Origin of the sequence: Bradyrhizobium guangdongense (assembly GCF_006483445.1) — a bacterium.
Taxonomy (GTDB): domain Bacteria; phylum Pseudomonadota; class Alphaproteobacteria; order Rhizobiales; family Xanthobacteraceae; genus Bradyrhizobium; species Bradyrhizobium guangdongense_A.
This window is the reverse complement of the sequence record NZ_PPPT01000043.1, coordinates 21,799-40,726: the sequence shown is the minus strand read 5'-3', so window position 1 is coordinate 40,726 and position 18,928 is coordinate 21,799. Positions and strand designations below refer to the sequence as shown.

The 18,928-nt window shown below is 63.9% G+C and carries 18 protein-coding genes; 9 read left to right on the top strand and 9 right to left on the bottom strand.

What is annotated here, in order from left to right; all coding sequences use genetic code 11:
- The 4 genes from C2U70_RS07120 to C2U70_RS07105 all read left to right on the top strand — a co-directional run.
- The coding region (locus C2U70_RS07120) for an ABC transporter ATP-binding protein (RefSeq protein WP_140977296.1) at positions 1–1,050 on the top strand (1,050 nt) is incomplete at its 5' end.
- The gene (locus tag C2U70_RS07115; RefSeq protein ID WP_140977295.1) at positions 1,047–1,961 is read left to right on the top strand and encodes an ABC transporter permease; all 915 of its coding nucleotides are present in this window, start codon (positions 1,047–1,049) and stop codon (positions 1,959–1,961) included. The genes C2U70_RS07120 and C2U70_RS07115, both read left to right, overlap by 4 nt.
- Position 1,962: 1 nt before the next feature.
- A complete protein-coding gene (locus C2U70_RS07110; protein WP_140977294.1) occupies positions 1,963–2,775 on the top strand; it encodes an ABC transporter permease in 813 nt (270 codons plus the stop codon).
- Between the two features lie 15 nt (positions 2,776–2,790).
- A complete protein-coding gene (locus C2U70_RS07105; protein ID WP_140977299.1) occupies positions 2,791–3,288 on the top strand; it encodes a DUF6622 family protein in 498 nt (165 codons plus the stop codon).
- Here C2U70_RS07105 and C2U70_RS07100 read toward each other — a convergent pair whose 3' ends face one another.
- The 5 genes from C2U70_RS07100 to C2U70_RS07080 form a co-directional block, all read right to left on the bottom strand.
- Positions 3,289–4,275, bottom strand: a complete 987-nt coding sequence (locus C2U70_RS07100; RefSeq protein ID WP_140977293.1) for a hypothetical protein — start codon at positions 4,273–4,275, stop codon at positions 3,289–3,291.
- 111 nt (positions 4,276–4,386) lie between these two features.
- Positions 4,387–5,238 (bottom strand): carbohydrate ABC transporter permease, encoded by an 852-nt coding sequence (locus tag C2U70_RS07095; RefSeq protein WP_140977292.1) that lies wholly within the window; start codon positions 5,236–5,238, stop codon positions 4,387–4,389.
- Complete coding sequence (locus tag C2U70_RS07090) at positions 5,235–6,107, bottom strand: carbohydrate ABC transporter permease (RefSeq protein WP_140977291.1); 873 nt, start codon at positions 6,105–6,107, stop codon at positions 5,235–5,237. Before C2U70_RS07090 ends, C2U70_RS07095 begins: the two co-directional genes overlap by 4 nt.
- A gap of 75 nt (positions 6,108–6,182) precedes the next feature.
- Entirely contained in the window at positions 6,183–7,568 is a 1,386-nt protein-coding gene (locus C2U70_RS07085) for an ABC transporter substrate-binding protein (RefSeq protein ID WP_140977290.1), read from the bottom strand.
- Between the two features lie 155 nt (positions 7,569–7,723).
- Entirely contained in the window at positions 7,724–8,653 is a 930-nt protein-coding gene (locus C2U70_RS07080; protein WP_246666684.1) for a LysR family transcriptional regulator, read from the bottom strand.
- 118 nt (positions 8,654–8,771) lie between these two features.
- Here C2U70_RS07080 and C2U70_RS07075 point away from each other — a divergent pair, with 118 nt between their 5' ends.
- Both C2U70_RS07075 and dctA read left to right on the top strand, forming a co-directional pair.
- Positions 8,772–9,845, top strand: a complete 1,074-nt coding sequence (locus tag C2U70_RS07075; RefSeq protein WP_140977288.1) for a 4-oxalomesaconate tautomerase — start codon at positions 8,772–8,774, stop codon at positions 9,843–9,845.
- A gap of 66 nt (positions 9,846–9,911) precedes the next feature.
- The gene (dctA, locus tag C2U70_RS07070) at positions 9,912–11,294 is read left to right on the top strand and encodes a C4-dicarboxylate transporter DctA (RefSeq protein ID WP_140977287.1); all 1,383 of its coding nucleotides are present in this window, start codon (positions 9,912–9,914) and stop codon (positions 11,292–11,294) included.
- 68 nt (positions 11,295–11,362) lie between these two features.
- Here dctA and C2U70_RS07065 read toward each other — a convergent pair whose 3' ends face one another.
- Complete coding sequence (locus C2U70_RS07065) at positions 11,363–13,306, bottom strand: AsmA family protein (RefSeq protein WP_140977298.1); 1,944 nt, start codon at positions 13,304–13,306, stop codon at positions 11,363–11,365.
- A 259-nt stretch (positions 13,307–13,565) separates the two neighbouring features.
- On the opposite strand from C2U70_RS07065, the gene C2U70_RS07060 reads away from it, so the two are divergent.
- The 3 genes from C2U70_RS07060 to C2U70_RS07050 all read left to right on the top strand — a co-directional run bounded on the left by C2U70_RS07060 (position 13,566) and on the right by C2U70_RS07050 (position 16,285).
- On the top strand, positions 13,566–14,273 hold the full coding sequence (locus C2U70_RS07060) for a CoA transferase subunit A (RefSeq protein ID WP_140977286.1): 708 nt from the start codon (positions 13,566–13,568) through the stop codon (positions 14,271–14,273).
- A gap of 15 nt (positions 14,274–14,288) precedes the next feature.
- Positions 14,289–14,939, top strand: coding sequence for a 3-oxoacid CoA-transferase subunit B (locus tag C2U70_RS07055; RefSeq protein ID WP_140977285.1), 651 nt, complete (start codon positions 14,289–14,291; stop codon positions 14,937–14,939).
- Positions 14,940–15,352: 413 nt separating this feature from the next.
- Positions 15,353–16,285: an alpha/beta fold hydrolase gene (locus tag C2U70_RS07050; RefSeq protein ID WP_140977284.1), complete on the top strand. Its 933-nt coding sequence runs from the start codon at positions 15,353–15,355 to the stop codon at positions 16,283–16,285.
- 123 nt (positions 16,286–16,408) lie between these two features.
- Here the strand turns inward: C2U70_RS07050 and C2U70_RS07045 are convergent, their stop codons facing one another.
- The 3 genes from C2U70_RS07045 to C2U70_RS07035 all read right to left on the bottom strand — a co-directional run bounded on the left by C2U70_RS07045 (position 16,409) and on the right by C2U70_RS07035 (position 18,890).
- On the bottom strand, positions 16,409–17,287 hold the full coding sequence (locus C2U70_RS07045; protein ID WP_140977283.1) for a formylglycine-generating enzyme family protein: 879 nt from the start codon (positions 17,285–17,287) through the stop codon (positions 16,409–16,411).
- A 56-nt stretch (positions 17,288–17,343) separates the two neighbouring features.
- Positions 17,344–18,441, bottom strand: coding sequence for a copper-containing nitrite reductase (nirK, locus tag C2U70_RS07040; RefSeq protein WP_186294105.1), 1,098 nt, complete (start codon positions 18,439–18,441; stop codon positions 17,344–17,346).
- Positions 18,442–18,683: 242 nt separating this feature from the next.
- Complete coding sequence (locus tag C2U70_RS07035; protein ID WP_140977281.1) at positions 18,684–18,890, bottom strand: hypothetical protein; 207 nt, start codon at positions 18,888–18,890, stop codon at positions 18,684–18,686.
- Positions 18,891–18,928: the final 38 nt, after the last annotated feature.

Genomic DNA, 18,928 nt, shown 5'->3' with positions numbered 1-18,928 from the left:
GCCGTCGACGGCGTGTCGCTCGACATCAAGGCCGGCGAGTTCTTTGCCCTGCTGGGCCCGAGCGGCTGCGGCAAGACCACGCTCTTGCGCATGCTGGCCGGCTTCGAGGCGCCGGATGCGGGTCGCATTTTGCTCGCCGGCAGCGACATCGCGCAGGCGCTGCCGCATGAGCGGCCCATCAACATGATGTTCCAGAACTACGCGCTGTTTCCGCATCTCACGGTCTACGACAACATCGCCTTCGGCCTGAAGCGTGCCGGCATGGCGCGCGCCGACATCGCGACCCGTGTCGCGGAGATGGTGGCGCTCGTAAAACTCGAGGGTTTGGAGAAGCGCAAGCCAGACCAGCTCTCCGGCGGTCAGCGGCAGCGCGTGGCGCTGGCCCGCTCGCTGGCGCGGCGGCCGCAGGTTCTCCTGCTCGACGAGCCCCTGGCCGCGCTCGACAAGAAATTGCGCGAGAGCACGCAAGGCGAGCTGATGGCCCTGCAGCGCCGGCTCGGCATGACCTTTGTCATCGTCACCCACGACCAGGAGGAGGCGATGACGATGGCCGATCGAATCGGCGTGATGAACGCCGGCCAACTCGTCCAGGTCGCGCCGCCGCGCGAGCTCTACGAGACGCCGCGCTCGCGTTGGATCGCGGAGTTCGTCGGTGACATCAATCTGTTCGATGGCGAGGTGCAGTCGCAGGACGGCCATCGCCTCAGCATCGCGACCCGCGATGCCGGAACGCTGGTGGTGGCTGAGCCGCGCGAGCCCCGCGACAAGACGAAATTGGCGGTCGCGATCCGCCCCGAGAAGGTCAAGCTGTCGCGCCGCGGTCCCGTCAACGATCCCGGCCACGAGAGTGCGATCAACCGGCTTGAGGGCGTCGTCACTGACGTCTGCTATCTCGGCGGCGCGACCTCCTACAAGGTGAAGCTCGCGACCGGCGCCGTGGTGCAATCGTCGATGGCCAACACCGCGCGGCTCGACAGCGACACCTTTCATCTGGATCAGCACGTCGTGGCCTGGTTCACGCCCGATGACTGCCTGGTGCTGGACCAATGAGCGCGCGCCGCATCTTTGCGCGGCCGGCACGCTTCGCCGCGATCGCGCCCTATGTGTGGATGGTGCTGTTCTTCCTGGTGCCGTTCGCCTTCGTGCTGAAGATCAGCCTGTCGCAGACCGCGATCGCGCAGCCGCCTTATGAGCCGGTGTTCGACCTGACCGCAGGGTGGGACGCAATCCGGGCGGCGTTCGCAGCGCTCTCGATCGACAATTTCAAGCTGCTCGGCTCCGACGATCTCTACATCTACGCCTACGTGCGCAGCGTCACCGTCGCCGTCACCGCGACCGCAATCCTGCTCCTGATCGGCTACCCCATCGCCTACGGCATGGCGCGGCTGCCAAAGCGCTGGCAGGCGGTGGCGATGGTGCTGGTCATCGTGCCGTTCTGGACCTCGTTCCTGATCCGCATCTATGCCTGGATCAACATTTTGCAGCACGATGGCCTGCTCAACAAAATCCTGCTGGTGCTGCATGTGGTGAGCGCGCCCGTGGTGTGGCTCTCGACCGACACCGCGATGTATATCGGCATCGTCTATTCCTATCTGCCGTTCATGATCCTGCCGCTCTATGCGACGCTCGCAAAAATGGAGCCGGCGCTGGAGGAGGCCGCAAGCGATCTCGGCGCGCCGCCCTGGCAGGTGTTTTGGCTGGTTACGTTTCCGCTGTCGCTGCCCGGCGTCGGCGCCGGCGTGCTGCTGTGCTTCATCCCGATCGTCGGCGAGTTCGTGATCCCGGATTTGCTCGCCGGTTCGAACGCGCTGATGATCGGGCAGACGCTGTGGCTCGAATTCTTTACCAACAAGGACTGGCCGGTGGCCTCGAGCGCGGCCATCGTTCTGCTGGTCGTGCTGCTGCTGCCGCTCCTGCTCTATGAGCGCCTGCAGCGCCGGCAACTGGAACAGGGGCGCTGAGATGCGCAAGCTGAACCGGCTTTCCCGCTTCAACATCGCCTCGCTCGTGCTGGGGCTCGCCTTCCTATACTTGCCGATCGTGATCCTCGTGATCTACTCATTCAACGCCTCGCGGCTGGTGACCGTCTGGGGCGGCTGGTCGCTGCGCTGGTATGTCGAGTTCTTCAACGACCGCGCCATGATCGAGGCCGCCTGGATGAGCCTGCGGGTTGCGGTCGCCTCGGCCAGCATCGCCACCGTGCTCGGCACGCTGGCTGCGGTCGCGCTGTCGCGGGGCGAACGGTTTGGTGGCCGCACGCTGTTTTCGGGCATGCTCTATGCGCCGCTGGTCATGCCGGAGGTGATCACCGGCCTGTCGCTGCTGCTGCTGTTCGTGGCGCTCAACGCCGAGCGCGGCTTCTGGACGGTGACGATTGCGCACACCACGCTCACCATGTGTTTCGTTGCCGTCGTGGTGCAGTCGCGCCTCGGCTCGCTCGACCGCTCGCTGGAGGAAGCCGCGATGGATCTCGGCTGCAATCCCGTAAGCGCCTTCCTGTCGGTGACGTTGCCGCTGATCGCGCCTGCGATCGTCGCCGGCTGGATGCTGGCCTTCACGCTGTCGCTCGACGACCTCGTGATCGCGAGCTTCACCACCGGTCCCGGCTCGGCGACGCTGCCGATCCGGATCTATTCCGAGGTGCGGCTGGGCGTAAAGCCCGAGATCAACGCCATCTGCACGCTGGTGATCGGCCTGATCGCTATCGTCATCGTGCTGGCGTCGCTGGCGTCAAAGCTGTCGAGCTCGCAGGGCGAGAGCGCGGCGCCGCTCTGAAGGACTGGAGCGATGATGACACTTGCCTACCAGATTGTGATTCACACCCCGGTCTGGGTCTGGTTCCTGCTCGCCTATCTGGTCTGGCAGGGCATCAAATCGATGCAGCCGCGCAAGACAAAGATCTGGCGCGCGCTGATCGTGCCTGTGGTGTTCATCGTCTGGGGTATCTCGCGGATCGGCTTTGGCCATTTGGACAGCGCATGGCCGGTCGTCGCCTGGGCTGCTGCCGCGCTGGCGCTGCTGCCGCTCGGCGTGCTGACGCCGCGGCCGTTCGACGTGGACCATGTCACCGGCGAGATCATCCGCCCTGGCAGCATTTTTGCCTTGGTCCGGAACCTCGTGGTGTTCTCGCTGCAATATACCGTCAGCGTGATCTCGGCGATCAGCGCCAGCGAGCGTGCGCTCGCCTTCATCGTCGGCCGCGCCATTTCGGGCGCGACTGCCGGCTATTTCCTGGGCTCGCTGATCGCGCTGCTGCTTGCTTACAGGCGAAAGCGCGCCGAGGGATGATCAGCGCGACCGCGGCGCGCGCTTCGAAGCGCGCGTGCCGGCTGGGCGGGTCGCTGTGGCCGTGACGTTATTGGTTTGCCGCGCGCGCACGGCGCCCTGGATCGCGGCGCCGAGCTGGCGCAGGGCGAGGCTGTTGAGCGGAAACTCGAGCAGAATGTGGACCAGGCTCAGCGCCAGCAGGAAGGTGAAGCCGAACGCATAGTCGTAGAAATACAGCGCGGTGGACGCGGTGCTGGCGACGACCATCGCTGCGAGCCGCGCTTTTGGGACCGCCGTCCAGCGGATCACGTCCGCTTTGATGAACCAGTTGAGGTAGTGGTAGGTGTAGACGAAGGCGAGCAGGCTCGTCAGGCGGGTGTCGAGCACGAGGCCGGGCACGCCGAACAGCCGGCCCAATGCCGGACCGACATTGCCAAAATAGTCCTGCCCGACCCGGGCGAAGCTCGCAATTCGGATGTCGGCAGTCGGCGGCAGCAGCAGGATCGCTGCGATCGAAAGCAGGTAGACGGCCACCAGCGCGGCCTGCGTACGGCTGCCGGACTTGTAGGCGCCGAGCGCCATGAAGATCAGCGTGAACAGCGAGACGTGGATCAGGGTCGGAATCAGGATGCCGATGACCGCGAGCGAGGATCCGCTCGAGTACATGATCGCCGACAACGCGATCGCCACGATGAACAGCAGCATGCTCTCGATCGCGGTGGTGGTCGCCGCCAGCATCGCGCAGATCACCAGCGCGCCCCACATCGCGAAGCCGAACCACGAGGCGTTGTCGATCAGGGCGGCGGCCACCGCGACGAGCGCGAGCGCGATGGCGATGCCGCGGTGAGGCAGAAAGTAGCTGCGATCGTGCAGCCACGAGATCTCGGTGAAATAATGCGCCGGACCGAGCACGACATAGGCGAGCAGCAAAAGCTCGAATGGCACGACATAGGCCGCGGCAAGCGCCAGCAGGATCAGTCCGAGATGAATCGCATCGTTGCTGCGCATGTGGCGGGCCCGCAATGAGGCCCGCAGGTTAAAGCAGGCATGGACAACCCGCAATTGTCCACGGCGTCGGCCAAGCGTGATGCTTGCGGCGACGCGATGCGTCCTGCAGCGTCAGGACTTCACCGCACCCGCCGTGAGCCCGCCCACCATGTAGCGCTTGAAAGCGTAGTAGATCGCGGCCGGCGGCAGCGCATAGATGAAGCCGGTGGTCATCAACAGCTCCCACGGCGAGTCGTCGGCGGCGAGGAAGTTGCCGAGCGCCACGGGCAGCGTGAGATTGGTGTCCTTGGACAGGAGCAGGAACGCGTAGAGATATTCGTTCCAGGCGAGCAGCACCGCATAAGTTCCGATCGCGACCAGCGACGGCATCATCAGCGGCACATAGACCAGGCGGAACAACTGCAGCGTGGTCGCGCCGTCCATCACGGCGGCCTCGTCGAGCTCCACCGGCAGCTTGTCGGACGCCTGCTTCAGCACCCAGATCGCGTAAGGCGAGGCGATCGTCACCATGGCCAGGATCAGCGACCAGTGATTGTTGAGCAGGCCGTAATTGCCCATGGTGCGGTACATCGGCACGGCGAGGAACGCCGCCGGGATGAAATAGGTGAACAGGGCAAGGTTCATCACCCAGCGGCCACCGGGCACCCGCAGCCGCGAGATCGAGAATGCGGCCGCGGTCGCGATGAACAGGGTCAGCGCACCGGCGGCCAGCGCAATGACCGTCGAATTCCAGAACTGGATCCAGAAGTCGCGCAGGAAATAGTGCTCCTGGTAGAACACGATGTGGAAATTGTGCAGCGTCGGATGATCCGGCCACAGCTTGCCCGAGAACGCGTCCTCCTTCGGCGAGATCGCGAACAGGAACATGTGGTAGATCGGAACCATGGTCCAGATGAAGACCGGGATGCCGATCAGCAGCAGCTTGGCCTCGGTGCCGACTTCGCGGAGGGTGGGAAGCTTCATCGCGACAACCGTTTCATCATGAAATACACGAGCGGCAGCACCAGCGGCATCGCGACGACGATGGAGGCCATCGCGAGCGAGAGCTGGTCGAGCCGGAGATAGCGGATACCGAGCGTCGACAGCACGTGCGTGAGGTCGGCCGGGCCGCCGCCGGTGAGCAGGTAGACGCTGTTGAAGTCGCCGAGCGTCCAGATCATCGAGAGCAGCGTGCAGGTGACGTAGAGCGTCTGCATCGACGGCCAGGTGATGAAGCGGAATTTCTGCCACGGGTTGGCCCCGTCGACTTCGGATGCCTCGTACAGATCGTGCGGAATGGCAAGCCGGCCGGTCAGCAGGATCAGCGTCCAGAACGGCAGCGACTTCCAGATGTGCACGCCGATCGCCATGGTCAGCGCCACCGTCGGATCGTTCAGCCAGTTCGGGCCGTCGTCACCGGTCAACGCGAAGATGTAGTGGTTGATCATGCCCCATTCGGGATTGAGCATGAAACGCACAGACAGGATGGTCGGGATCGACGGCACCGCCCAGGGCAGGATGAAGATCACCGACAGCCATTTGATCCAGGGACGCTGCTGGGCGAAGAAGCCGGACAGGAACAGCGCGATCAGCATCTTCACGTTGATGCCGATGACCAGGAAGATCAGCGTGTTGACCGCGGCGCGCGCAAAGATCGGGTCGTTGTACAGCGCGACATAGTTTTGCGGATCGCGCGCCAGGTACAGCCCGTAGCAGACGGGATAGACGACGAAGGCAAGGAAGACGAGCAGATAGGGCGCGAGCAGCAAAATGCCCCAGACCTGCTGCGTCGTCAGGCGCGAGGACAGGGGAGGAGCCGGGATTGTGTCTGAACCGGAAAGTGTGATCGCCATATCGCTTACCCACCGAAAGCAACCGGCCGCGGAGGTCCGCGACCGGTAATAGCATACATCTATATCAGTCCGGGATCAGCCCGCGACCTGCTTGATGCGGGCGATCAGCTCGTCGACCGCCTTGTCCACCGGCACCTTCTCGCTGACCACGCGGTTCATCGCCTTGGCCCAGGCGTTCTCGTTGTTCAGGATGGTGAACTTCCAGTTCTTGGTGAAGTCGAACGCGGCGGTGCCGCCTTTGAACTGGGTGTAGACCGCCTTGCGATGCTTGTCGGCCTGCCAGAACGGGCTTTCCTGGCTTTCCTTGGTCACCGGGAACCAGCGGCCGAGCGCGCCCTCGATATAGGGGCGGACGTTCTCTTCCTCGAGCAGGAAGGCGACGAACTGCTTCGCCTCGGCCTTGTTCTTGGCCGCCTTGAAGATCAGCCCGGTCTTGACGTCGGAGCGGTACTGGATGGTCGAGCCGTCCGGCGCCTTCGGGAAGGAAGACGTGATGATGTCTTCTTCATACGCCTTCTTGCCGGCCGCGCGCTGTTCGGGGGTCAGGGTCTGGTTGCCCGAGTCCTCGAACCATTTCGCCGCGATCGAGATCGTGAAATTGTGGGTCATCACGATGGTCTTGTTGTGGAAGGCGACGTTGTTGTCGGGATCCTTCCAGGTCGTGGAGGAGGGCGGCGAGCAACCCCGGATATAGGTGTCGGTGTAGTCCTTCATCGCCTTGATCAGGTTCTCGCGAACCTTGGGATCGTCGACCAGCAGCTTGCCGTCGTTGTCGACCAGCTTGACGTGATAGGCGTCCATGAAGGTGTAGAACGACTGGAAGCTGTCCGTCGATTCCACGCCCATCGGCTGGCCCACCGCGTAGATGCGCTGGCCGGTCGCCTTGCGGATCCCCGACTGCACCTTGTCGCACCAGAAGGTCCAGTAGTCCTCCCACTTGTTGGGAATGTCGCTCTGCTTGAAGCCGGCCTTCTCCAGCATGTCGTTCCAGATCTGGACGTGCATGCTCTGCTGCTTCAGCGGGAAGCCGTAATAGGCCTTCTTCTTGGCGACGTCGTCATAGAGGATCGACGCATCCAGCGTGTTCTGCACGAACCGACCCTCGATCGGCTTCATGATGTCGGAGAGGTCCTCGAGCTTGCCCTCATAGGCCCACTTGCCCTGCACCTGCACGTCATAGGTGTCGGCATAGGCGACGTCAGGCACGGTCCCGGAATCGAGCGCCGCGACCGTCTTCGGAATCATGTCCTGAATCGCATATTGCGACAATTCGACCTTGATGCCGGTCTTGGCTTCGAATTTCTTGATCGTCTCGGCGAGCGCTTCGTCCTCGGACTTGTAAAAGCCCTTGCCCCACCAGATCGTAATCGTTTTCTGCTGGGCGAATGCGGGTGCAGTGACTGCGAACAGCCCGACTGCTGCAACTGCCAGCGAAACTGCGCCAATAACCTTGGATCTCACGTTTTTCTCCCTCAATCCACCGATCTTTTAACCGGTTGGATAAAACACTAGCGCATGCCGCAAGTGCGATCTAGCGGCATGTTGTCAGACCAAGGTCGTGGGTAAATCATGCGCAGCGCGCGAATTGATTTAATCGACGCATCAATTCATGTCGATCAATTCGCCTTCTGCGCCCTGACCGCGCCAGAGCGCGGCGGCGAGCGCCACGCGTCGAGAAGCATCTTGAGGAACTGGCTGGCATGAGGAGACAACGTCGCCCCGTGCCTGCGCACGATTCCGATCGTCCGCGACACCTCCGGCTCGATCAGCCGTACGGTGTGAATGATCGGGTGGCCGGCGGCGGGGGTCGCCAGTCTCGGGAGCACGGCAATGCCCAGCCCCGCCTCGACCAGACCAAGCGAGCCGGAGAGGTGAGAGACTTCGTAGGCCCAGTTGAGCTGCTGGCCGTGTCGCGCCAGCGCATTGTCGATCAGCGCGCGATTGCCGCTGTTGCGGCCGACGGTGATGACGCGGTGCGGCGCGATCTCCGACCAGCTCACCTGTTTGCGCGATGCCAGCGGATGGTCATGGCGGCAGGCCAGGACAAAGGGGTCCTCGACGAGTTTCTCGAATTCGATTTCGGCATGCGAAGCGCCGATGAAATTGATGCCGAAGTCGGCTTCGCCGCGCGCGACCGCTTCCAGTCCCTCATTGGCGCCGATGTCCAGAATCCGGATGCGAATGCGCGGATAAGCTTCGGCGAAGCGGCCGATCGCGCGCGGCAGGAAGTAGAACACCGCCGTCGGCACCGCGGCCACCGAGACCAAACCCGAGCTTCGCGCGCCGATGTCATGGATCGCGAGCACCGAAGTCTCGAACTCGTCGATGAGCCGGCGCACCTTCGGCAGGAGATCCCGCCCGGTCATGGTGAGGTTGACGTGACGCGTCGAGCGTTCGAGCAACGGCGCACCGAGGCTTTCTTCCAGTTTCTGAATGCGACGGCTGAGCGCCGGTTGAGACAGGTTGAGTGCCTTGGCGGTCCGGACGAAGCTTCCCGTCTCCGCAACCGTGATGAAGGCCTTGAGGTCGAGCAGTTCTGCGTTCACGGGGCCAGGCTCCATTATTCCTAATATCGAAATAATACATCAGATATTTGCATTTTACAAAATAGTGGCGTCGAGAGACTGTCAGGTCCGGCGAAGACATCTCGAACGGACGGGTTCCATGAACGATCAGATTGCCATTCCCTGCGTGGTCATGCGCGGCGGAACCTCGCGCGGGCCGTTTTTCCTGGCCAGCGATCTCCCGGCCGATCCCAGCGCGCGCGATGCGGTCCTGTTGTCGGTGATGGGGGGCGGGCACGATCTGGGCATCGATGGCATCGGCGGCGGCAATGCCGTCATCAACAAGGTCGCGATCATCGGACCGGCATCGGTGCCCGGTGCCGATGTCGATTATCTGTTCGCCCAGGTGCGGGTGCGTGAAGGGATCGTCGATACCTCGCCGAACTGCGGGAACATGCTGGCGGCGGTGGGGCCGTTCGCAATCGAAGCCGGCCTGGTCGCCGCTGCCGCAGATCGCACCCAGGTGCGCATCCACAATGTCAACACCGGCAAGCTGATTGATGCGACGGTCGCCACCCCGGGCGGGCGGGTGACCTATGAAGGCGAGGCGCGGATCGACGGCGTGCCGGGAACGGCCGCGCCCATCGAACTGTCGTTCCCCAACGCGGCCGGCGCACGCACCGGTCGCCTGCTGCCGACGGGACGGCCGGTCGATCGCATCGATGGGATCGACGTGAGCTGCGTCGACGCAGCGATGCCCGTCATGCTGGTCCGCGCGGCGGATCTGGGCTGGACCGGCCGCGAGGCACCTTCGGCGTTCGCCGACAGCGGCTTCCGCGCCCGGCTCGAAAACCTGCGCATCGAGGCCGGATGCCGGATGGGCTTTCCAAATTCAGCGTCCATGGTGATTCCGAAGCCGGTCCTGATTGCTCCCGCGACGGAAGCGACGTTGCACACGCGGTACTTCATGCCGCACGATTGCCACAGCGCGTTGGCGGTGACCGGCGCGGTCGCGATCGCGACGGCCTGTGTGACGCCGGGAACGATCGCGGCAGAGATGGTCGGAGCGCTGGCGCCGCCGGTGCCGATCACGCTCGCCCATCCCTCCGGCCAGCTCGTGGTTCGGCTGGAGCCAGGCCCGGTTGCCCGGGTGCAACGGACGGCCCGTCGAATTTTCCAGGGTCACGTCTTCGCTCGGCGAGCGCACGTGCCTCATTCAATCCTGGCGGCCTGAACTCTATCCGCCTTCAAGCCATCGATAAAAATCAAAGCCAAAATCAGAACCATGGGAGAAACGAGAATGCACACGCAGACGCTGGCTGGGTCTCCGAACGTCGAGGCACGCAAGCCATTCTACCGTATCCTCTACGTCCAGGTGCTGATCGGTCTCGCGCTCGGTGTCCTCGCCGGTCATTTCTGGCCTGAGTTCGGCGCTGCGCTGAAGCCCTTCGGAGACGGCTTCGTCAAGCTGGTCAAGATGATGATCGCGCCGATCGTCTTCTGCACCATCGTGAGCGGCATCAACAGTATTAGCGATTCCCGCGAGGTCGGCCGTACGCTGGTGAAATCCATGGCGCTGTTCTACCTGCTGACCGTGCTCGCATTGCTGGCTGGACTGATCGCCGTCTCGCTGATCCAGCCGGGCGTCGGCATGCATGTTGCCGTCAACACCCTCGATCCGTCGGTGGCCGCGAAATACACCAAACAGGCGGCGACGTCCGGGTTTGCGGACTTCATGCTGCACATCATTCCGCATTCCTTCTTTGGAGCCTTCGCCGATGGTGAAGTGCTGCCGGTCCTGCTGGTCTCGATCCTGGTCGCCTTTGGGCTCAGCCGCGCCGGCGACGACGGTGCGGTGGTGACGAAGGCGGTCGCCTCGTTTTCACACGTGCTGTTTGTGGCCTTCGGCTTCATCATGAAGCTGGCTCCCCTCGGCGCCTTTGGCGCCATGGCGTTCACGGTGGGCCGCTACGGCATTCGATCGATAGGCTCGCTCGGATTGCTGATCCTGACATTCTACATCGCCTGCGCGTTCTTCGTGGTCGTCGTGCTCGGCACGCTGGCGCGACTGAATGGCTTCAGCCTCTGGAAGACCATCCGTTACTTCAAGGAAGAACTGCTGATCGTGCTCGGCACCTCATCGTCGGAGCCGGCGCTGCCTGGCGCCTTGCGCAAGCTGGAGCAGCTCGGATGCCGGAAGGGCGTGTCAGGGCTCGTGCTGCCGATGGGTTACTCTTTCAATCTCGATGGCAGCGCCATTTATCTCACGCTGGCGTCCATCTTCATTGCCCAGGCCTGCGACATTCACCTGTCATGGGGACAGATCGCGGCGATGCTCGGGCTGATGCTGCTGACGTCCAAGGGGGCGGCCGGTGTCACCGGCAGCGGCTTCGTCGCGCTCGTCGCAACTCTCTCCGTCATGCCGGATCTGCCCGTCACCGGCGTCGCGCTGCTGATCGGCATCGACCGTTTCATGTCGGAGGCGCGCGCGCTGACCAGCATGATCAGCAACTGCGTCGCATCGATCGCCGTCTCGCTGTGGGAGAATGCCTGCGACCGCGAGGTGCTGGACCGTGAATTGGGACAGAGCAGCACTCCCAGGCTCGCTGCCGCATCGAAGATTCCCGCGGCAGCAATGGTGCAGGACGAGAGCTGGATTGCGACGACGCAATCGGCCGCCTGACGACGCGCTTGGGATCAATTGGCAAATGGCAGGCTGCGGCGCGAGTTGCCGCACCCTAGTTGGACTTGCTAGTTTGACTTGGCGTTGTCCTTGGCGTTCTCTTTGCCGTTTTCCGCCGATGGCACCGGCGCCGCATCGGGCGCGGGCTTGCCGCCGGTGAAGCGTTCGAGCACGGAGCGCACGGCGTCGCGGGTCTTGCGGTCCTTCACCGCGTCGAGCAGCGGCGCCGACGCCGGCGAGCGGCGGATCAGGCTTTCCGGATCGGGGAAGATCAGCGGATCGTCCCACGGGCCCTGCACCACGAAGGGCAGCTCGAAGCCCGAGGTGGCGTTGAGGCTCGCGACACCCTTCATGTCGTATTCGCGCGCCGGCACCGAGGCCGTTCCGGTCAGCGTGATCTTGGCCGAGGGTCCCTCGATGCGGACGTCCTGCGCGGTCGCGATGCCGTCTGAGAATTTCACGGCGATGTTGAGCTTGTCGTAGGGCGTCGAGCCGTTGCGGAAGTTGCCGCCGCCGGACAGCGGCCGCCGCTCCAGCCGCTTCAGGAGCTGCTCGGCATTGAAGCCGGAGATCGCGCCGTTCTGTCCGGTCACGGTGGCGGTGCCGTCGAGCGAGCTTGCGAGGCCAAACGGGCTCGAGCCGGAGGCGACCAGTGCGACGCTGATATTGCCGCGGCCACTCAGCTTGTTGACGCCGAACAGTTCGGTCGCGCAGGCCTGCAAATCGACATCGGTGAACTGGAATTGCGCCTTGACGTCGGCCTGGCTGTCGGAGCGGATGATGTTGAACGAGCCCTTGGCGATGCCGCCATAGACCTGGGCTTCGCCGACCGACAACGCCAGCGTGCCGTTGCGCAAGTTGGCGCCGATCGCGGTACGGCCGAGCTTTGACGGCCCGACCGTCAGCTTCGCGGCCGACAGGCGCATGTCGAGATCGGTCGCAAGCAGCGCGTTGAGATCGAACAATTGCCGGTTCCAGTCGCGCGCGCCGCTGGCGAGCAGGCGGAAGGTCGAGATGTAGGGCGTGAAGTCGAGCGCGTCGGCGGCGAGCGTGGCCTGCAGGGTCTGCCTTCCGTTATTGGCGTAGGTCATCACGCCTTCGGCGACATTGCCGTCGAGCTCGACATTGACATTGGTGAGCGCGATCGAGGCGCCCACCACATTGGCACGCGCCTTCAGCGCGAAGCGGCCGAAGCCGCCGCTCGCAGGCGATGGCTGCCCGGTCCAGCGCAGCGCGTTGCGCAAGGACGGGCTGTCGATCGTGAGCGTGCCTTCCATCATCGGGCTGGTGCGGTTGGCGACGCTGCCGTCGAAGGCGACCTTGAGCGGCGCGCTGACGATCCGCGCCTTCAGGCCCGAACGGTCGCCGGACAGGGCCGCGGCGAAATCGGCAAAGCTGATCGCGCCGTCGACGCGCTCGCCGCGCCAGTCGAACTGTCCGGTCGCGGCAAAGGAGCGCGAGATCGAGGGCCAGGCCAGCGACAGGTCGATGTCCTCGAATTTTTCGGTCGCGTGGCTTGCTGTGTCTTCGTAGTTGAGCACGCCGTCCGAAATCCTGATCTCGGAGAACGAGACCTGGTTGTCGGCGCCGGGTTTCATGGTGCGCGCGATGGTCTGGATGAAGGGCGTCCAGTTGCTCTCGCCGTTCGGCTCCAGCGCGACGCGGATTTTTGGCCGCAGCAGCATCAGGTCGGCGATCTCGAACCGCTGCAGCAGCAGCGGCAGCAGCCTCAGATTCGCGGTGAGCACGTCGACGTGAAGAGCAGGGTCGCCGGCATTGCCGCCGCCCTTGAGGCCGACGTCATGGAACGACACATAGCTTGCCGGCAGCACCGATATGTCGATCGACCCGGCGACCGTCAGCTCGAGGCCGGTGACGGCGCGAATCTGGGCTTCCACCGCGTTGCGCAGCGCGTCGCGGTTGATCAGCCAGGAGGTCGCGATCAGGGCGATCAGCACCACGCCGAGCAGCGCCGCAATCGGCGTCCCCAGGCGCTTCATTCCTTGGGCCATCGTCAATGGCATGTCCTGATCGGGTTTGGTTGTCGGTGGCCGAAAGGGGCGGTTGCGGGAAACCAGCGCGCCCCTCGCCCAACCCCCGCAACTTGATGGGTTTTCTTGTCGCTTTCAAGGCCGCGATGGCGGTTATGCCCACGGCGTGGGCACCTCTACCACAGGGGCGGCGCCGGTGAAGCCCGTAACATTGACGGCTTCCGACCATTTCGCCTAATACTCCGGCCAATAACACGCCCCTTCAGCCAAGGTTTGCTGCATGAACAAGGTCTATCCCGACGCCAAGTCGGCTCTCGATGGCATCCTGAAAGACGGCATGATGATCATGTCCGGCGGGTTCGGTCTCTGCGGCATCGCCGAGGCGCTGTCGGATGCGATCCGCGATTCCGGGGTCAAGAACCTCACGGTGGTCTCCAACAATGCCGGCGTCGACGGCATCGGGCTCAGCCGCCTGTTGGAAACCCGGCAGATCAAGAAGATGATCTCGTCCTATGTCGGCGAGAACAAGCTGTTCGCCCAGCAATTCCTCGCCGGCGAGCTGGAACTCGAATTCAATCCGCAGGGCACGCTGGCCGAGCGCATCCGCGCCGGCGGCGCCGGGATCCCGGCCTTCTACACCAAGACCGGCGTCGGCACGCTGATCGCCGAAGGCAAGGAAGTGAAGGAGTTCGACGGCCAGAAGTACCTGATGGAGCGCGGCCTGTTTGCCGACCTCGCCATCGTGCACGCCTGGAAGGGCGACACCGCGGGCAACCTCATCTACCGCAAGACCGCGCGCAACTTTAACCCGATGATGGCGACCGCCGCCAAGATCACGGTGGCCGAGGTCGAGCATCTGGTGCCCGCCGGTGAGCTCCACCCCGACCACATCCACACGCCCGGCATCTTCGTGAAGCGCATCATCGAGGTCGGCAACGCCAAGAAGCGCATCGAATTCCGCAACACCCGCCCGCGTCCTGCGGCCTAACATCAGGAGAGCCACATGGCCTGGACCCGTGAACAAATGGCTGCGCGTGCCGCAAAGGAATTGCGCGACGGCTTCTACGTCAATCTCGGCATCGGCATCCCGACGCTGGTCTCGAACTACATCCCGGACGGCATGGACGTCTCGCTCCAGAGCGAGAACGGCATGCTCGGCATGGGCCCGTTCCCCTATGAGGACGAGGTCGACGCCGATCTCATCAACGCCGGCAAGCAGACGGTGAGCGAGCTGCCCTCGACGTCCTATTTCTCCAGCGCCGATTCCTTCGGCATGATCCGCGGCGGCCACATGGATCTCTCGATCCTCGGCGCCATGCAGGTGGCCCAGAACGGCGATCTCGCCAACTGGATGATCCCCGGCAAGATGGTGAAGGGCATGGGCGGCGCGATGGACCTCGTCGCCGGCGTCAAGCGCGTCGTCGTGGTGATGGAGCATTCCGCCAAGGACGGCGCAAAGCTGCTCAAGCAGTGCAATCTGCCGCTGACCGGCGAGCGCGTCGTCGACATGGTCGTGACGGATCTTGCGGTCTTCACCATCGACAAGCACGGCGACGGCGGCATGGCCCTGATCGAGCTCGCCGACGGCGTCACCCTCGACGAGGTCAAGGAAAAGACCGAAGCCGAGTTCCGGGTCGCGCTGAAGAATAGCTGAGGCTGTCGCAATGGGGCGCGCATGACGATCAGGTCAGCGCGTCCAGTCGACGCCGGGTTCATCGCAAGAACCACGCGCCGGGTTTTCGCATGTTTGTGCGGGCGATTTGATTTTCCTTCCCGCAACGACATTACCGCCAGTCCCGTCATCCTGAGGTGCGAGGCTTGCGATGCGAGCGCATCGCAAGGTGAGCCTCGAAGGATGAACGGCCGAGATGCAGCCGGGCCGTCGCCCTTCGAGGAATCCGCTACGCTCCGGCGCCTCAGGGTGACGGTGTTGGGTTAGTGTTTGCGGCACAGTGTCGTAGCAGGGACTTCTCCCCGGGTGTCGCTTCGCTCACCCGGGCTACCGGTCAGGGCGACATTGCGTCAAGCGCGGTCATCTGCGATTGGGTGGGAGCGGGGGAAACAAGCATGTGGCTGACATATCTTGGCGTCGCGGGCGCGGTCGTTTTGGTCGGGCTCGCTTGTCTCAACTATGTCTTTCCGGAGTTTACGGCCCGACGGCTGCTGGCGCTTCGGCTGAAGGCGGGTGGATTTGCAGACAAGCGCGCCGCCACCCCCGGATTCAACATCGCCTATTGGGAGGCCGGCAGCGGTGAGCCGCTCGTGCTGGTTCACGGCATGGGCGTCGACCGCGGCACGATGCTGGATATCGCCGAGAAGCTGAAGCAGAAATTTCGCGTGATCCTGCTGGATCTGCCGGGGTTCGGCGACAGCGACAAGCCAGATAATGCCGACTACGGCATTGAGGCCCAGGTCGAACATCTCAGGCAATTCATCCAGGCCCTTGGTTTGCAGCGCGTGCATCTCGCCGGCCATTCGATGGGCGGCTGGATCAGCGCGGGTTTTGCGGCCAGCTATCCCGACATGGTGTCCACGCTCTGGCTGATCGCGGCTGCGGGGACCTCCGACCTCGAACACGGGCTTCCGATGGAAGCATTTCGACGCGGCGAGTACATCCTGTGCTGCCGCACGCCGTCGGACCTGCCCGGCATCATGCAGCTTGCGATGGTGAAGGTGCCGCGATTGCCGCATTTCCTCTGGACGGCGTTGGGGCGCCGGGCTGCAGCCAACTACGAGCTTCACAAGCGCATCTTCAAGACGATCGCGGACGATGTTGCGGGCTACGATCTGGAGAGGCGGCTTCCCGCCATTGCTGCGCCCACGCTGCTGGTTTGGGGAGATTCCGATCGGCTGGTGCCGCCGTCCGCAATGCAGACCTTCAAGCGGCTGATTCCGGGCGCGCAGGCGATCCTCATGGAGCAGATCGGGCATGTGCCGCAGATGGAGGCGGTCGGGCGCTGCGCGAACGACTACATGGCCTTCCGGCAATCGGTGACCTGACCGGGCGTCGTAACCCGCATGAGCGCAGCGATATGCGGGGACTCCTTTCCCGGGTGTCGCGGGCCTGTCATCGGGCGGCGCTTCGCGCCGACCCGTTGGCTCACCCGGGCTACGGGTCTGAGCCTACGACCTCGCCGACCACACCTTGCCGAGCCGGCCCGACACGCTCGCCACCCACGAGGAATTCTCCCGCACCAGGCGGAAACCGAGATTGGCGGGCGGGACGCCTTGCGCGCAGCCGCCGGCGCGGGCGTCGCGGATGAAGTCGGTGACGTAGGCGCGGTGCGCGCCTTCGGCGATGCGCACGCCGCAATTGACGGTCGAGCGCCCGGCGTTACCGTTCTCGTCCTGCCGCGAGCGCACGAAGCAGCTCGAGGTCCATTCCCAGACGTTGCCCGCCATATCAGATACGCCGTGCTCGTTGGCGCCGCCCTTGCCGAGCGGATCGGGTGTGTTGTCGGTGAACGTGCGATCGGACTCGCGCTCATAGCGGCTGAGAGAGCGTTTTGAGGGATCGTTGGCATCGACCGGCCCGCCGTCGTCCTTGAACCGGCTGCCGGCCGCATAAGCCCATTCCTCGTCGGTCGGCAGGCGATAGCGTTCGCCGGTCTTGCGCGACAGCCAGTTCGCGTAGGCGTCCGCATCGTGCCAGCTCACCTGCACCGCGGGGCGGTCAAGCGCAACGGCGACGTCGCGGTCGAGCGCGCGGCAGGCACCATCCTGCACGCAAGCCTGGTAATCGGCGGAAGAAACCTGATGGCGCATGATCGCAACCGGACGCGTGAAGCGCACCGAGACGAGCGGCGCCTCGGCCTGCTTGCCGCCGCGGGTGAAGTCGCCGGCCGCACGGTAAGTGAATTCGCCGGGGGCTATCTCGACGATTGCGGGTTCGCCCGCTGCGCCGTGTTTCGCGACTTCAGAGACCAGTGGTCCCACGGCCAGCGGCCCGGAAAGGCCGGCGACACAAGCCAGTGCCACCTTCAATTTGAATGCAATCAACATGATACTTCCCCCGAAAAGAAGAAGGGGCCGGTGATGAGCCGGCCCCTTGGTTTCAGTCAGTTGATCTTGGGGGCCGGGATTTCGGCAGGCGCCTTCACCTGGGTCATCAGATCGTCGTTCCACTTGCCTTCGACCTTGAAGTGCGCGGTGGCGCCGAGATTGGCGGCCTCGATCAGGTTATGCGTGACATAGGCGTAGATGCCCGGCTGCAGGAACTTGTACAGCGCAGCTCCCGCCGAACCGCCGCGAATGAACCAGGTCTCGAGCCCGGTCTCCGGCGCGTTGGAGAACTTTCCGGTCTCCCAGACATAGTCGCCATGGCCGCCGATCAGATGCGGACGGCTGTCGCGGTTGGCCTGCGAGTGCACGATCAGCACGTTCTCGCCGACCTTGGCGGTCAGTGCGTTCTTGCCGGTGAGCGCACCGACCTTGCCGTTGAACACGACATGCGTCGGGATCAACTTTCTCATTACCTCTTCGGTCTCGGTGTAGGCCTCGCCCGGCGAGTCGTAGCTCTTGAAGTTGCCCTTCTCGTCGCGCGGCACGTACATGTCCTGCTCGCCGATGTAGTAGACCTTGTCGTATTTCAGCGCTTGGCCCTTGCCGTCGTTCAGTCCGTCACGCGGCAGCACCATCACGGCGCCGTTCATGCCGGAGACGACGTGCCAGGGGATCATCGGGCCGCCCGGTGCGCAGTGATAGACGAACACGCCGGTGCGGGTTGCCTTCCAGCGCAGCACGACCTGCTCACCGGGATTGACGAGCGTCAGCTCGCCGCCGCCAAGCGCGCCGGTGGCGGAGTGGAAGTCGATATTGTGCGGCATCGTGTTGGTCGCGGGGTTGACCAGCGTCAGCTCGACATAGTCGCCTTCGTGCACGACCATCAGCGGGCCGGGCATCGAACCGTTGAAGGTCATCGCCTGGAAGGTGGTGCCCTTTTCATCGATGACGACCTTCTTCTCCTCGATGGTCATCTTGAATTCCATGATCTTCGGGCTCTGCTTGGTGGCCTGCTCGTGCGCGTGCACGAAGGGCGGCGCAACCAGCTCGACCTTCTGCCGCGGCAGCTTGAGATCGTCTGCGGCGAAAGCGGGGACGGCCAGCATCAGGGAAGTCACGGCAGCGCTGATCAATGCGGCTCTGCGGGTCAACATCGGAAGCATCCTTCATCCATCTGAAACGTTCTAATCACGAGGATGAGTTTGCGCCGATCCCGGCAAGACGGTTTGTGCTGCAACAAACATCCGCCGGATTTGCCTCCGGCACACTCCTTAGGTGCCTCACCCCGAGCAGGATCGGTGACACGATGTTAACCGTGTCGGATGCGTCGTCTGTGTGCGCAGCCGGGCGAGACCGTGGAGACCGGTTCGCGTCGAGACCGCGCGTCAAGGTAAATCTAGAACAGGCTGATGGCGAACCAGACCGTCGCCCAGACCGCGAACGACAGCACGGCGAAGACCGCGACCATTGCGGCGAGAGCACGGATCAGGCGGGTCGAGGCGGATACCGGCACGGCCGGTACAGGCTGAAAATCGTCGAACCGCGGAATGTGACCGCGTATGCCCGTCAACCACAACACGACATCGAGCACGAACAGTCCCATGGTCAAACTCCGCCCTGGCCGGGTCATCCGGCCTCAAA